The following is a 13,399-nucleotide window of genomic DNA, read 5'->3' as shown; positions in this document are numbered from 1 at the left end:
TTTAATAAAACTTTATATAACTCCGCGCTGTTGATTAAATACGCTGCCGTGAGCGCAGAAGTTTAATCCATTATAGAATATGGGTTTCAGAGTTGCTAGAGTCCCCAGTACCGAGTTATTGGCTGACGCAAAAACCGGGTTTCTCGATGTCTTTTGCGTAAGTCATGAGTTTGAGGGGGCGATCGACCGATAATTGTTTTGCTATGGGCTGCGGCTTCGGGCTTAACATCAGGCCGAGAACCCCAGCATCAGAAACGGGGTCTTTTGCACCATGCCGTCACAGAAAGCGCAGGTTTTTCGTTGCTGTTGACTCGATCGGGTCTTAAAGTCCTGGACGCATGGGTGCGTCGAAACCGGGTTTTTTAACCAAAATACTTGATTAAAGCCCTAAATCTCGGTTAAAAAACCCGGTTTCTTTGTGGGCGAGTGGCTCAATCCTATCTTACTGAGAATGGTGCTATCCTCTTCGAGGGCTTCGCTAACGGTCGCGAGTCAACTCAACTTAAAATTGCTAGCGTGGGTAAAGTTTCATCAGTTCCCTCACCTGTTCGGCGTGATAGGAACTGCGAGTTAAGGGAGAAGCGACAACTTGCAAGAATCCCAAAGATTCGCCAAACTTTCTCCAAGCATCAAACTGTTCTGGAGGCACAAAGTTTTCTACGTTCAAGTGCTTTTGAGTCGGTTGCAGATACTGTCCAACTGTTAAAATATCGCAGCCCACAGCCCGTAAGTCCTGCATCGCCTCCCGAATTTCGGCGTCTGTTTCTCCGAGTCCCACCATGATGCCGGATTTGGTGTAAACCCCAGGTGCGAGTTGGCGGCTTCGCTGCAATAGTTCCAAGGTGCGATCGTACTTTCCTTGCGGCCGCACCTTGCGGTAAAGTCGCTTTACGGTTTCGGTATTGTGGTTGAGTACCTCTGGGCGGGCTGCGAGAATAATTTCTAAAGCTTGCCAGTTGCCACACAAGTCGGGAATCAAAACTTCTATAGTTGTATCGGGCATCGCCGATCGCACTGCTTGAATGCACTCGACAAACTGAGACGCGCCCCCATCCGGCAAATCGTCCCGGTTGACAGAGGTAATCACGACGTGGTTGAGTTTGAGCCGCTGCACTGCTTGGGCCAATCTTTGGGGTTCTGTAGGATCTAAAGGTTGGGGCTTTTTCTCAAAATCAATGTCGCAGTAAGGACAGGCGCGGGTACAAGCCGGGCCCATAATCAAAAATGTCGCAGTACCTGCGTTGAAGCATTCGCCGATGTTCGGACACGAAGCCTCCTCGCAAACCGTATTCAGGGATAAATCCCGCAAAATTTCTTTGACGTTGCCGACGCGCTCCCACTGGGGGGCTTTAACTCGCAACCACTGGGGCTTAACTGTCACGTCTGTCTCCGCCTGAGTAGTGTTTTACAAATAATTATATACGAGGTTGCTAAATTTTTACTTGAATGTGATAAGCTTAAAATCTAGTGACTAATTTCGGGATGTAGCGCAGCTTGGTAGCGCACCTCGTTCGGGACGAGGGGGTCGCAGGTTCAAATCCTGTCATCCCGATTATAAAATTAAATTGGATATGCCCCAGCAAGTGAGTGTGTTTTGGGCGATCGTCCGGGTGTGTAGATTTGTGGTACGCATAAATTAGTCGATCGGGCGATTCCCTACGGGATAGCTGCGCTTCACGGGCGTGTTAATTTTCCTTGGCTAAAAAATTAACTGTAGCGACTGTTTTGGCAGAGGGAATTATAGAATAAAACATAAACAATCAGAGCAGCAGTAGAGAGTAGAGAACAAGTCTTTGCCTTCTCCCTCTGTGATGATTTGGGACAGTGTTTTATCACAGGTACTTGCTTAATACTGAGAACTTTGACCAAGGTTTGAAACCGGAGGCAAGTATAAATACTGCAATAATCTATAAATATTGCAATAATTCTTAAATACCAGTTCATCAAGATTTACATCTTGAGATATATGAATTAATAGCTGAATGAGCTTATAATAAAGTTAATTGTTAGCTTGTCTAAAACTAACCCAAAAACCGGAGGATATTCCAATGCAAATAAGTGGCAAAGCCTTCGGCTCCTGCTCTCGCTGCGAAACAGTACCCGAAAAAATAGAGGGTAGGGGAGGTCTATACCTATGGTTTCCAGTATCGCACACGCTGACCAAGGTTATTTCTGCCCTAACCAAGGCTGAATTTGAATTCTGCCTGTTAGAAGAGAGCAAGTGTTTGTACATTATGCTTGAGGGAATAGCCAAAGAAAATTTTAACGCCCTAGCATCATCGGTGCTGACAACTCAAGAGTTGAAAGAGACAAAAGTTTTGTGGATGCGCGAAGTTGAACAGCCAAAACTTAGCGATTTTTATCGCAGCACTTCCTTAGACTCTTTTATTAATTTGACTAACTCTGATTGGCTGTTAGATTTATTGTCCGAAGAACGCATTACTACACATTTTCAGCCCATTGTTTATACCTCAGATACGTCTAAAATTTTTGCCCACGAAGCGCTGCTCCGAGGAATTGACGAGCAAGGAAACTTAATTTATCCAGGTCGGATTTTTGCCCAAGCAGAATCAGCAGGCCTAATTTTTCAACTAGATGTTTTAGCCCGGACTCGCGCTATCCGCGAAGCCCATGTTTACGATATCAAAGAACTACTTTTTATTAATTTTTCTCCAACTTCAGTTTACGATCCCGCTACGTGTCTGCGAAGGACAGTACAGGCTATTGATGAAGCGGGAATTCCTCACAGCAAGATTGTTTTTGAAGTAGCGGAATCTCAGCACCCTCCTGATATGGATCACTTGATTAATATTCTGAGGTTTTACCGAGAAGCGGGATTTTTAATTGCCCTGGACGATTTTGGCAGCGGTTCTTCTAATTTAAATTTGATGCACCAACTGCGTCCAGATTTTATTAAGTTGGATATGGAATTGATTCGGAATGTCCATCAAGATTATTATAAGGCACTAATTACTGAAAAGATGTTAGAAATTGCCGCTCAATTAGAAATTAAAACTATTGCTGAAGGTGTGGAAACTTTGGAGGAGTTTGAGTGGGTGCGACAACGGGGAGCAACTTTTGTTCAAGGTTATTTGATTGCTAAGCCGACTTCTCCGCCGATCGCACTTACAAGCTATATTGGTGCTCAACCACTACCTATTTCTGCTTAAATGGTTTTCAGGTGCGATTTTGCGTTACATTTGCTCATTACCAGGCAGAGCCTGGTAACGAGAATTACTAGCACTTTAAACGCTCAAATTGCGCCGCAGAAAGCTTTCTAAGGATTCCATTTTCATGCTGTAGATTGATTCCAAGTTTTGCACTTCTTCGGGAGTACAGAAATACTCGTTACCCAGCAATACCCGCAAAGTTCCTAAGTCTTTTTGAGCTTGAGGATTCAATAAACCCAAGGCATTTCTCAAACCGTCAAACACCATCAGTGGCGGGTTGATTACCATCGGTTCGCGCTTGAATAAGCGTGCAAAAATGCGGGGAATGTCGTCTCTTGTCAGCACATCCGGGCCACCGACTCGCAGAATTTGGTTGCGGGCGCCCTCGACTGTTGCCGAATCTACTGCAATCTTTGCTAAGTCGTCGGTACTGACAACAGAGGTGCGGTTTTTGCCGTCGCCAATCAGCAGGTAAAGTCCGGTTTCTCGAAATCTTTCTGCTAGGGGTAACAAGCTGGAAGCAAAACCGGCAGGCCGCAAGATTGTATAATTCAATCCGCTGTTTTGCAGGTATTTTTCTACTTCTCGCTTGGCTTTGAATACTGCGGAATCTTCGTATCCCCGATCGACTCCGAGTACCGAAAGAAAGACAAAGTGCTGCACTCCGGCTTCTTTGGCGCAGTCGATCAGTTCTATGTTAGCGCGGTAGTGTACTGCTTGAACGTCGCCCCCGGTGCCGTGGGTGCTGATGATGTACTGCACTCCTTGGCAGGCTTTTTTAATATCTTTGTCTTGTTTTAAGTCGCCGATAAAAATCTCAGCGCCTCGGTTTTCTAGTTCTGAGTAGCGAGATGCGAGGCGAACGAATGCGCGGACAGGCTTTTCTTGCTGTCTGATTTCTCGTACAATTCGGCGGCCTAGTGCGCCTGTTGCTCCGGTTACTAAGAACATGATTTTTAGTTGTTGGTTGTTACTTACATCTTGCACTTTTCTCAATAACAGGCAAGATGCCTGTTCCACAAATAGTTAATTTTCTTGTGGTGTGGGCATCCTGCCCGCCCCTCCAAGATTTATTGAGAATGGGGCAAGATGTCAATTGTTATTAACCTTATAACTTATAAATCAAATTTCGACAATTACGGGGGCGTGGTCGCTGGGTTTGATTAATTTTCTGGGAGCAATGTCTATTGTACAGTTTTTTGCTTGTTCGTACAGGGGAGGGCTGAGATAATGGTGGTCGATTCTCCAGCCGTTGTTGCGGGGAAATGCGGCGGCGCGGTAGTCCCACCAGCTATAATGGCCGCCTTCTGAGGTGAATTTGCGAAAGGGGTCGTTTAATCCTAATTCTATGATTTCTGTGAGTGCGAGGCGTTCGGCTACTGATAGGCCGACGGAGTTAGCATTAGCTTTAGGATTGTGGATATCTCGATCGTCCGGGACGATGTTGAAGTCGCCGCAAATACACAAGTTGGGGGATTTATCTAGTGCTATTTTGAGGTATTCTTGCAGCAGTTTGAGCCACTTTAGCTTGTACTCATATTTCTCGCTGCCAACTTCGGAACCGTTGGGAACGTATACGCAAATAATGCAAATATCGTCTATAACCCCGGCTATTAGGCGTTTTTGTTCGTCAAACATACCTGTGGCTTCGTCGCCGAGAATGGGGGCAAATCCGGTGCTGATTTGCGTTAGGGGCGATCGACTAAAAATGGCGACGCCGTTGTAGGATTTTTGACCGGAAATGTAGCAGTTGTAGCCAAGGTTGGTGAAGGGTTCTAGGGGGAAGTCTTTATCGGGAACTTTGGTTTCTTGGAGGCAGAGAACGTCTGGGGAGTTTGTTTGCAACCAGCTAGTAACGTGTTCTATGCGGGTGCGGATTGAGTTGACGTTCCAGGTGGCGATTTTCATTAATACAGTAATCCTAAAGGTGAGGTTATAGGGAGAGCGATCGCACCTATTTTAACCTATTTGATTCCCGTTCAACTCACTTGATTTGATAAATGTAAGCATCTTCGATCCACGTCTGATTAATCCGATTATTTGTCAATCTTCTGCCAGATAAGTCTAAATTCCACTTTTGCTGTTCCTGACGTAAGCCCTCAATTAAGTCATGTTTTGGGCTGACTGCTACAAGTGCTGTCCAATCGATTTTCAATTCAGGTTTAACTTCGCGAAAGACTGACAGAATTTCCCCATAAGTTTTAAGAGGCCCTTCGCTATCGTACAGAGGTGAGGTGAGCATCAGCCGCCATGTTTCTGGTTCTGGTGCGTAGTTCCAGAGAGCAGAGTCAACTGATAGATTTGCTGCATTTAGAGCGTCTATTAGTCTTTGACCTTCTGCTATTTCGTGACTTAATAATGTTGCTGTAGCCATTGTAAAACTCCGTGAGTGGGGTCAGTGATTGCTGAATAAATGCAGATTCAGGACTTACGCATCAATATCAAAGAAACCGGGTTTTTTACCAAATTCTAGGCAGGGATGCAGTATTTTCGTAAAAAACCCGGTTTCTGCCTCCACGACTAAAATTGATAAGTTTATCAGTTTTTGCTTCTGGTTTTGTTGATTATATATTCTCTGATTACTGGCTCGATCGTAAAGTGCGATCGCCCGTTTTGTTTTACAGTTTCAACTAATGACCGTCGTCCTAAAGATTGCATGACTTTCAAGAGTTCGGGCGGTGATAATTGCAGGTTTTCTGGTATTTTTGAGATGTCGGCAGGTTCGGGGGTATTGGCTAGCCATGCGATCGCCTGTTGTTCGGATGCGGTTAGGCGATCGAAATGCTGGTGCAGGAGTGATTCTAAGTCACCTAAGAATAGGGTATCATAGGAAAGGAATTCGGAAACGCTACCGCCGAATAAGTCTTGAATTAATGTGGCAACTATATTTAACCATAAGGGATTGCCTCGGTAAAGGTCGATCATTTCTGACCATTTATCCGGTTCTGCTAATCCTTTTTCTGTGAATATTTCTTGTGCTTCGGGGCCTAAACCGTTGAGTTGCAGAGATTTGCAGGGGCGGTTTTCGCCTTCTAAGGCGGCTATTTCTCTGGGTTTTTCCCAACTCAGGAGGATTAAGCAACTGTTGTGGGATGATTCTGTTATTTGTTTGAAGAATGCGCCGTAATTTTCATATCCAGGTTCGTAATTTCCTGCGAGTTGTCCGCTGCGGAAAATGGTTTGGATATCATCGAGGATGATGAGACAGCGGTGCGATCGTAAATAGTTGATTACCCCCCCCAACCCCCCCTTGCTAAGGGGGGGAGAAAGAGGTTGAATCTCTTCGCCGCGCCTGAGAGAAAGAGGTTGAATCTCTTCGCCCCCCCTTGATAAGGGGGGGTTGGGGGGGTTAGTTTCTTGCTGCTGGGAGAGGAATTTAATTAAGTCGGTTTGGAGTGATGCCAGGGGTGGAGAGTTGCGGAGACTTCGCCAGATGATGTAGTCGAATTCGTGTTGAATTTGTGGGATTAGTTGGAGTGTAAGGGCGGTTTTGCCAATACCGGATAAGCCTAAGATGGTGATGAGGCGGTTGCGGCCTAAAATCCAGTTTTCGAGGGTGGTGAGTTCCGATGTGCGGTTATAGAATAGGTTGGGTTCTGGTGCATCGGATAAGTCTAATCGCTGTTTGGGCTGAGTTTTGCTAGAGGTGTCCTGATTTTTATTTTCTAAGTTTGGGGTTTCTAAGGATTCAGGATGGTTTGCACAAACCTTAAACTTACCAACTTGTGCATTGTCGCCAAAATGTGATGAAACTATCGAAAATAGCCATCTTTCCACTGTATATGCAAAGTTAGATTGATTGATGTCTTCACCTAATGTTTCTGATAGAAGTTTCCATAATTTTGCTGCAACTTTCTTGACATGAGCTTCGCTACGGTGGCAGTTGGTGGCAATTTCTGGGTATTTCTGGCGTTGCCAAGTGCCTCGCAATATACCTTCTTGTAGATGGTTGAGGTGTTTTTCTGTCTTAGCGAATACGAGATCGTCAGCCACTTTTAAGACTTCTTCAACGTCCATAGGTCGAGTCAGGGTTTGGGTTTGGCCTATTGCGATCCTACTTTATCCTACGGTTTGATACTTTAGCAACTAAATCCTACTTTATCCAACTGAAAGAAATCAGGACAGGTAAAAAAATGCCTACTAAATCCTATTGATTTGATTTGATTTGAGTATATTTTTCACATATGCTAAAAAATCAGGACGCAATAAATTTAAGCAATTTTTAAGAAGCAATGGCTAACATCAATATTGCAAATACTCCCGATGCACAAGGCACAGAGGATGATGATTTCATTCGTGATACTGATGGCAGCCGCAGAACGTTCGGCTTGGGGGGTAATGACTGGATCCGTGGCTTGGGTGGCAATGATGAACTGTTCGGGAATCAGGGTCGTGACACACTAGATGGTGAGGGCGGGTTCGATACCCTCTACGGTGGTAAAGATGCAGATACTCTTGACGGTGGACTTGACGATGACGTTTTGTTTGGGAATGCGGGCACTGATACCCTTATTGGTGGACGCGGCAACGATCAAATGTTTGGGGGGCGTGATAACGACAAGCTATCGGGTGGCGACGGTGCGGACATTTTATCTGGAGATTTAGGTTTTGATGTTCTGAATGGAGGAGCTGGACGAGACACGTTTATCCTTCAAGATGAAGTCGCTACTAATACAGTAGATTTTCTGCAAGACTTCTTCCCTGGGGAAGACAAAATTGCACTTCCACAAGGTCTGACATTTGCTGACATCGAAGTCCTGACATTTGAAACTGCTGGGTTGAATCCACGTTTCGTGGAAAGGCAGTTTGAACCCTGGAATGCATTTTGTGGCGTCTGCGCTGGTGCCGATCAAAATCTAGCTCTACGAGTTAAATCCACTGGTCGAATTATTGGACTTGTGGATAAATCGCCAACTTCTCAGGTTCCTCTAACACCAGCGAGCTTGACAGCAGCGGACTTTATCAGCAGTTGAGGATTCTGCTATGCTGGGTGGTAGCCTGTCGCTATCGGAAATAACGTGGGAGGGTGAAAACCCCTGCGATTTATGGAGGGGATGAAACCCGACTCAACAGGTTTTAACCTGTTGTCTCTCTTATTTCCCGCGTTGATTTTCAGTGTACTTTTTAACTACTAATGAAGAATCTACTGAAAATAAGTAGATAACCAATTGGCAGCAAGGTAAGTAAATGCAACTCAGTAAAAGTGATCTAGCTCATAAATATTAAGGAAAGCGGCGATTCGGCGAAGGCAAATAGGCTGCGACGAATCGCATTTTTTGATGATAGAGCGATCGCTTTTCAATTTAGAAATAACCAAAAGGCGATCGCCCTTACATCCCAATTTGTCAAAAAGCGCATCGCGCCTCTTCCCCTGTACTTGCAAAAAAAATACATCCAAGATAAACTAGGAAATAGAAACTAAGCAACCTCTGATGCTGAAAGCAAAAATATAATGAAAACTAAAAGCTTCACAGTCATCATTTACAAAGAAGAAGATATGTACATTGCCGAATGTCCAGAAGTCGGCACAATTGACCAAGGCGAAACCATAGAACAAGCGATCGCCAATCTCAAAGAAGCTACAAGGCTCTATCTCGAAGAGTGTCCTTTACCCGACGAAATCACTCCCAGGTTTGTAACTAGCATAGAGGTTAGCTATGCCTAGGTTGCCCAGAATATCAAGTAAGCGAAGTAATTCGCGTACTAGAGCGTTTAGACTTTAAAATACAGTCAATCCTAACAAAGCTATTTAATAAACGTGGTGTTCTAAATAGGAAATAACTCCTGATTCTACTTGCTTTAATACCGCTTGGTGCTGATTTAATTCCGGTAAAATATGCACAAAAACATAAGCTACCGAAACCCCACTTGCTGCTGAAAGCCAGCGGTTGCGAGGAATAGGGGCAAACCGCAACTTGCCGCAAAATAAATGTGTCAGCGCTAAACCAATGGCACTCAGCGCGGTTAAAGCTAAACTATTAGGAGCCGATCGCAAAGCTGCTGTTATTACCATAATTCGGCTCTACCAAATTAATCCTCTCTTAAAGCTTTAATGACTTGGTGATACCGCTCTTGCACATCTTTCTGGTCTTGCTCCTGAGAGATTTGTTCGCGGCTACTATTTAAAATCATCTCCGCGTGACGGCGTAAAGCTTCTCGTTGTTGGGAATTGCGGGTGTAAGTGGCGATGCAAGCTATAGCTTCCAATAAGCGAATTGTTACCGCCACATCTGATTTGCTGTATTGGCGAATTTGGTTAAATGCAGTATCGACTAAGCCTTCAAACGTCACTCCTTCAACAATGACGCGCAAATTATGTTCATCGTCGTAGCGATAGGGGGAGGGAAAATCCCTTTGAGCGAGGCGGGATAATCCAGCGCTGAGTCGATCGATACACCGAATCGCAGTAAACGGATCGTTGATACCAGGAGAAATCGCACGCAAGGCAATTTCAACTAACTGATCGATGGGAAATTCTACATCTTGATATTCAGTCCGTTCTTTGCCCAGAATAAAAGCATCGTTAATCTGTTGTTTCAGGCTTTGATTCACCTGTTTGTGCGGGGAAACCATCGCTACATCGCTGCCCTTGACGATAAACTTTCCCGGTCGAGTTGTAAGACTTACAAGCAGATTGTACTGACGGGCAATTTTCATTAATTCCTTGTCATCGATTCCTTGCAAATAACCCTCGCCAGTGGCTTTGATTGGACTTGCTTCCGAGTCAAAATTTGCCGGAATTTCTCCCACTTGTCGCGAGTTGTTCGCTTTACCTTCTCCGATTTTTTCGGGAAACAGACGATCTAGAGCTTTGTCTAAATCGCCACTAACCTGAGTAATTACATGGGAGGCTTGAATAATGGTTGATGCGTGATGGATAAAGTAAATCAGTACGCCGATACTGGCAATTGCCAATCCGGTACCAACTGTAACCGAGAGTTGGGGTACAAAGAGACTGTATCCTTCTCCTTCTGCATGAATGGTTCGCAGTACGAGTAAACAGTAAATAAACGTGGCAATGAAGGTGCCAAGCACGATTTGATTGCCCGTATCCTGCATAAAACTACGCAGCAATCGGGGCCCAAAATTGGAGCTCGCCAACTGAAGGGCCACAATAGTAATAGAAAAAGCTGTAGCAACAACGCTGATCATTGAACCGGCAACCGATGAAAGAACCGCTCGCGCACCATCGGCTCCACCCGTGTAAATCCACCTCCAGTTTGGTATATTACCCGTGCGGTCAATTGTCAGCATTGCGATCGCCAAAATCATCGACCCCAGCGCCATCAAGGTTGGGATAAACCAGTAGCTAGAGTGGAGCGAGTCCCAAATTTTGCTTAACTTGACATTTTTCATGAGTTGTGGTGGGGTGGCGATTGTCCGTTGCCGTCAGATTGCGATCGCTGTTCAATTAGTTGTCGCAGAGAACCGCTGATGCTGCGGGGTTTGGGAACTTCGCGATTACCAGCGGGCCATCCTTCGCGTTGACGTTTGCGATCGCCATCCGTCTCTTCGGTTTGGTCGTGAAACAAAATTTGCTGCGTAGGAAAGGGCAAGTCGATGCCATTAGCAGTCAGCTTTTCCTTAATCGCAGAAAGTACCTTGTCCCGCGATCGCAAATCGTCAATTCGTCGCGGCGGAGCAATCCACCATCGAGCGCGGATATTGACGGTACTTCCTGCAAGTTCCATCAGCAGCACGTCAGGAGCAGGATCATCCAAAACCTCATCCACACTCTGCAGAGCTTCCATCATTAACTGCTTGGCTCGGTGAATATCATCGCCGTAGCCGATACCAACGTCGTATTCCATCCGGCGTTTATCAAAAGCGGTATTCACCATAACAGAATTGGTGAACAATTCGGCATTGGGAATTACAATCCGGCGACCATCATAGGTTCGGATTGTTGTAGCGCGAGTTTCAATATTTTCTACCGTTCCCTCAAAGTTTTTAAACACAATCTGGTCATCTATTTGGAACGGTTCCGTCAACAGAATTAGGATACCAGCTAGGAAGTTTTGTAAGATATCGCGAAAGGCAAAACCAATCGCTACCCCGCTAATTCCCAGCAGTTGCACCAAATCGCCTGCTCTAAATGTGGGAATTACAATCGACAAGGCAATAAACAGACCAACCAAAACAGTAATACCCTGCGCTAACCTTCCCAAAACCAGTCCCAAATTCCGGGATTGGCGGTGGTTGCGAGTAAGCCGCCTGACCGCTCTCTTAATTGACCTCCCAACAAAGAAAAAGATTGCGAAAACAATGAACGCTAGTATCATATTAGGCAGCAGGACAATGAAGTCATTGATCATGCTCTCAATCTTGTCCCAGACTCCAGATATTTCTGCTGTCATAAAAGTTCCTCTTGCATCAGTCGTTATTGATAGTAGTGAAATTAGCCATGTCAAACTCTATCTTAAGGCTGTAGATTACTTTAACGTGAGGCTAATTTAGGACTTACACAGCCACAGTAAATATTGGGGATGGTTCGTTACGCAGAAAGCTAACGCACCAACAATTTTTTTCAAGTGGATATCGATGCCATATCTTGACCGTTGAGTTTTTGTGCGATCGCATCCAGCACCCTCTGTTCTGCTTCAGAAACCTCTCCGCTATTGTCGGCAATGCGACGGCATTGAGCTAATAGCGGTACTGCAAAGTCGGGGTTAAGTTGCTCTAACAATGCACCCAATGGTTTGGGGGACTTGATGTTAGCAGCAATCGTATTGAGAGAATCGGCATTTAATTGCAATGCCTTCAATTCTGGCAGAATATCTTCCCAGTTTTTGTTAGGATAACTTGCCAAAATCATGTGAACCATAATTTGATCCATGCCTGCTTGCTGGGCGATCGCCACATCAAGATATTTCTCGCTTTGTTGCTGAATTGCTTGCAGCGTTTCGGTTCCAGGTTCTTCAGTATCTTCCCTCACTTTGGCTTCGTAAAACTGGCGCGCCGCATATCCCAGCGCGTACAGCATCGTAGCATTCGTACTCGCACCAATCATCGCGCCAGCCAGCGGTACGTTGCGTAAAAAGCCCAAACCAGCTCTCATTGCGTTGCTACCGCCTAGCGCTAACCCAAAAATTGCCAAAACCTCGCCTTTTCGGGCTGGCTGTTGCAAATCCATCCCATAGGCGGCGGCAATTTCATAAACCATTTCGGTTTGAATCGCAGTAGTTGCGGCTAAATCGATCGCCAGCAGTGCAGCCGCGACACCGGGTAAAATGCTGCTAGCAAATCCGACACCACCGGCTTGAATCGCTTTTTCCACCATAATGCGATGGGCAATTTCGCTGGGATATTCATTGGGATACTTTTGTTGGAGTTCATTGACTTGAGCTTCGGCTTTGGCTAAGTCGATGCGATCGCTGACCCCAACTAACCAATCAAGCCTGAGTACCCCCGCCACTTGTTTAACAAAGGGAAGATTGCCAACATAAGTTACCGCATCTCCGGTTCCTTGCGTCGCTTGTCCAATCAATCGATAAGTTTGTTTAGCAGCAGCTTCCCCCCAATCAACTGCTGTATCAACAACCGCTTTGCCTGTATTCAGTGCAGATTCTGTTGTCTCGGCAATGAAATTTAACAAACCAGGTTTTTGCTGTGAATTAGTTTCTTTTTTTAGGTTTGATTGGTCATCCATCACTGTTTTTTCAATTAACTACAATACGCCAGGTTTTCAGCTTGGACGTAGCCTCTCAGAGGCACTGTAATCGGCACCCAACCATCCGTTCCTATACTTTCAATCGTCACTCTTCGTCCATCCGCGACGACTCCAACCCTTTCCCCATCAGTGGAAGGTGCTTGATGTACGTTAATTCCTCTGACGGCTGCAACTTGGCGGCAGTTAGTAGGAGGCGGGGGAGTTGCGACTTCACACGCTCCCAGAAAACCACCATATACGTAACCTTTTAGGGGTGCTGTAATTGGTATCCAGCCATTCTCACCAAGACTTTGAATCGTCACATTTCGCGCGGAATCGATGATGCCAATCGCTTCGCTGTTAGCCGTCGGTTGTCGCCGAACATTAAGACCATTCTTCGCAATAACCTGGCGACAGCTATCCGGTACTTGCGCTAGTAAAGATTCACCTTGAATCTGTGTTTTATTTGTATTAGCGGCGAAGGAGGGAGCAACTAAAACCGTTGCCGTTAACAACATCGAAGTTGTTAACCTTGTATATTTTTGCCATATCCTCTGCTCTTGCATCGCTTTATCTCCTT

General features: G+C 45.4%; 12 protein-coding genes, 1 tRNA gene and 1 pseudogene. 4 read left to right on the top strand and 10 right to left on the bottom strand.

Annotation, left to right across the window (positions count from 1 at the left end):
* Positions 1–511 precede the first annotated feature (511 nt).
* A pseudogene (lipA, locus tag QT987_RS13980) lies at positions 512–1,387 on the bottom strand (lipoyl synthase); the annotation flags it as partial.
* 91 nt (positions 1,388–1,478) lie between these two features.
* Between lipA and QT987_RS13975 the strand changes: the two are divergent.
* Both QT987_RS13975 and QT987_RS13970 read left to right on the top strand, forming a co-directional pair.
* A tRNA-Pro gene (locus QT987_RS13975) sits at positions 1,479–1,552 on the top strand.
* Positions 1,553–2,048: 496 nt separating this feature from the next.
* Positions 2,049–3,170 (top strand): EAL domain-containing protein, encoded by a 1,122-nt coding sequence (locus tag QT987_RS13970; RefSeq protein WP_333240886.1) that lies wholly within the window; start codon positions 2,049–2,051, stop codon positions 3,168–3,170.
* Positions 3,171–3,245: 75 nt separating this feature from the next.
* On the opposite strand, the gene QT987_RS13965 is transcribed toward QT987_RS13970, so the two are convergent.
* The 4 genes from QT987_RS13965 to QT987_RS13950 all read right to left on the bottom strand — a co-directional run bounded on the left by QT987_RS13965 (position 3,246) and on the right by QT987_RS13950 (position 7,187).
* Positions 3,246–4,121 (bottom strand): SDR family oxidoreductase, encoded by an 876-nt coding sequence (locus tag QT987_RS13965; RefSeq protein WP_333240883.1) that lies wholly within the window; start codon positions 4,119–4,121, stop codon positions 3,246–3,248.
* A gap of 171 nt (positions 4,122–4,292) precedes the next feature.
* On the bottom strand, positions 4,293–5,078 hold the full coding sequence (gene xth, locus QT987_RS13960; RefSeq protein ID WP_333240879.1) for an exodeoxyribonuclease III: 786 nt from the start codon (positions 5,076–5,078) through the stop codon (positions 4,293–4,295).
* A gap of 76 nt (positions 5,079–5,154) precedes the next feature.
* Positions 5,155–5,544 (bottom strand): hypothetical protein, encoded by a 390-nt coding sequence (locus QT987_RS13955; RefSeq protein ID WP_333240877.1) that lies wholly within the window; start codon positions 5,542–5,544, stop codon positions 5,155–5,157.
* Positions 5,545–5,708: 164 nt separating this feature from the next.
* The gene (locus QT987_RS13950; protein ID WP_333240874.1) at positions 5,709–7,187 is read right to left on the bottom strand and encodes an ATP-binding protein; all 1,479 of its coding nucleotides are present in this window, start codon (positions 7,185–7,187) and stop codon (positions 5,709–5,711) included.
* Between the two features lie 215 nt (positions 7,188–7,402).
* Here QT987_RS13950 and QT987_RS13945 point away from each other — a divergent pair, with 215 nt between their 5' ends.
* Both QT987_RS13945 and QT987_RS13940 read left to right on the top strand, forming a co-directional pair.
* Positions 7,403–8,143, top strand: a complete 741-nt coding sequence (locus QT987_RS13945; protein ID WP_333211172.1) for a calcium-binding protein — start codon at positions 7,403–7,405, stop codon at positions 8,141–8,143.
* Positions 8,144–8,622: 479 nt separating this feature from the next.
* Positions 8,623–8,835 carry a type II toxin-antitoxin system HicB family antitoxin gene (locus tag QT987_RS13940; protein WP_333148509.1) on the top strand — a complete coding sequence of 71 codons (213 nt, stop codon included), beginning with the start codon at positions 8,623–8,625 and terminating at the stop codon, positions 8,833–8,835.
* Positions 8,836–8,919: 84 nt separating this feature from the next.
* Here the strand turns inward: QT987_RS13940 and QT987_RS13935 are convergent, their stop codons facing one another.
* The 5 genes from QT987_RS13935 to QT987_RS13915 all read right to left on the bottom strand — a co-directional run bounded on the left by QT987_RS13935 (position 8,920) and on the right by QT987_RS13915 (position 13,385).
* Complete coding sequence (locus QT987_RS13935) at positions 8,920–9,183, bottom strand: hypothetical protein (protein ID WP_333240869.1); 264 nt, start codon at positions 9,181–9,183, stop codon at positions 8,920–8,922.
* Positions 9,184–9,200: 17 nt separating this feature from the next.
* Entirely contained in the window at positions 9,201–10,526 is a 1,326-nt protein-coding gene (locus tag QT987_RS13930) for a DUF2254 domain-containing protein (RefSeq protein WP_333240863.1), read from the bottom strand.
* The gene (locus QT987_RS13925; protein ID WP_333240858.1) at positions 10,523–11,527 is read right to left on the bottom strand and encodes a mechanosensitive ion channel family protein; all 1,005 of its coding nucleotides are present in this window, start codon (positions 11,525–11,527) and stop codon (positions 10,523–10,525) included. Before QT987_RS13925 ends, QT987_RS13930 begins: the two co-directional genes overlap by 4 nt.
* A 170-nt stretch (positions 11,528–11,697) precedes the next feature.
* Entirely contained in the window at positions 11,698–12,819 is a 1,122-nt protein-coding gene (locus QT987_RS13920; RefSeq protein ID WP_333240856.1) for a hypothetical protein, read from the bottom strand.
* Positions 12,820–12,833: 14 nt separating this feature from the next.
* A complete protein-coding gene (locus QT987_RS13915) occupies positions 12,834–13,385 on the bottom strand; it encodes an SH3 domain-containing protein (RefSeq protein WP_333240853.1) in 552 nt (183 codons plus the stop codon).
* Between the last annotated feature and the right edge of the window lie 14 nt (positions 13,386–13,399).

The sequence above is a fragment of the Microcoleus sp. SVA1B4 genome, from assembly GCF_036700545.1.
Taxonomy (GTDB): domain Bacteria; phylum Cyanobacteriota; class Cyanobacteriia; order Cyanobacteriales; family Microcoleaceae; genus Microcoleus.
This window is presented reverse-complemented; position numbering and strand designations above follow the sequence as displayed.

Bases quoted from the DNA above. Each gene is read 5' to 3' on its own strand.
- QT987_RS13970 (WP_333240886.1), top strand. From the start codon at position 2,049: ATGCAAATAAGTGGCAAAGCCTTCGGCTCCTGCTCTCGCTGCGAAACA.
- QT987_RS13965 (WP_333240883.1), bottom strand. From the start codon at position 4,121: ATGTTCTTAGTAACCGGAGCAACAGGCGCACTAGGCCGCCGAATTGTA.
- xth (WP_333240879.1), bottom strand. From the start codon at position 5,078: ATGAAAATCGCCACCTGGAACGTCAACTCAATCCGCACCCGCATAGAA.
- QT987_RS13955 (WP_333240877.1), bottom strand. From the start codon at position 5,544: ATGGCTACAGCAACATTATTAAGTCACGAAATAGCAGAAGGTCAAAGA.
- QT987_RS13950 (WP_333240874.1), bottom strand. From the start codon at position 7,187: ATGGACGTTGAAGAAGTCTTAAAAGTGGCTGACGATCTCGTATTCGCT.
- QT987_RS13945 (WP_333211172.1), top strand. From the start codon at position 7,403: ATGGCTAACATCAATATTGCAAATACTCCCGATGCACAAGGCACAGAG.
- QT987_RS13940 (WP_333148509.1), top strand. From the start codon at position 8,623: ATGAAAACTAAAAGCTTCACAGTCATCATTTACAAAGAAGAAGATATG.
- QT987_RS13935 (WP_333240869.1), bottom strand. From the start codon at position 9,183: ATGGTAATAACAGCAGCTTTGCGATCGGCTCCTAATAGTTTAGCTTTA.
- QT987_RS13930 (WP_333240863.1), bottom strand. From the start codon at position 10,526: ATGAAAAATGTCAAGTTAAGCAAAATTTGGGACTCGCTCCACTCTAGC.
- QT987_RS13925 (WP_333240858.1), bottom strand. From the start codon at position 11,527: ATGACAGCAGAAATATCTGGAGTCTGGGACAAGATTGAGAGCATGATC.
- QT987_RS13920 (WP_333240856.1), bottom strand. From the start codon at position 12,819: ATGGATGACCAATCAAACCTAAAAAAAGAAACTAATTCACAGCAAAAA.
- QT987_RS13915 (WP_333240853.1), bottom strand. From the start codon at position 13,385: ATGCAAGAGCAGAGGATATGGCAAAAATATACAAGGTTAACAACTTCG.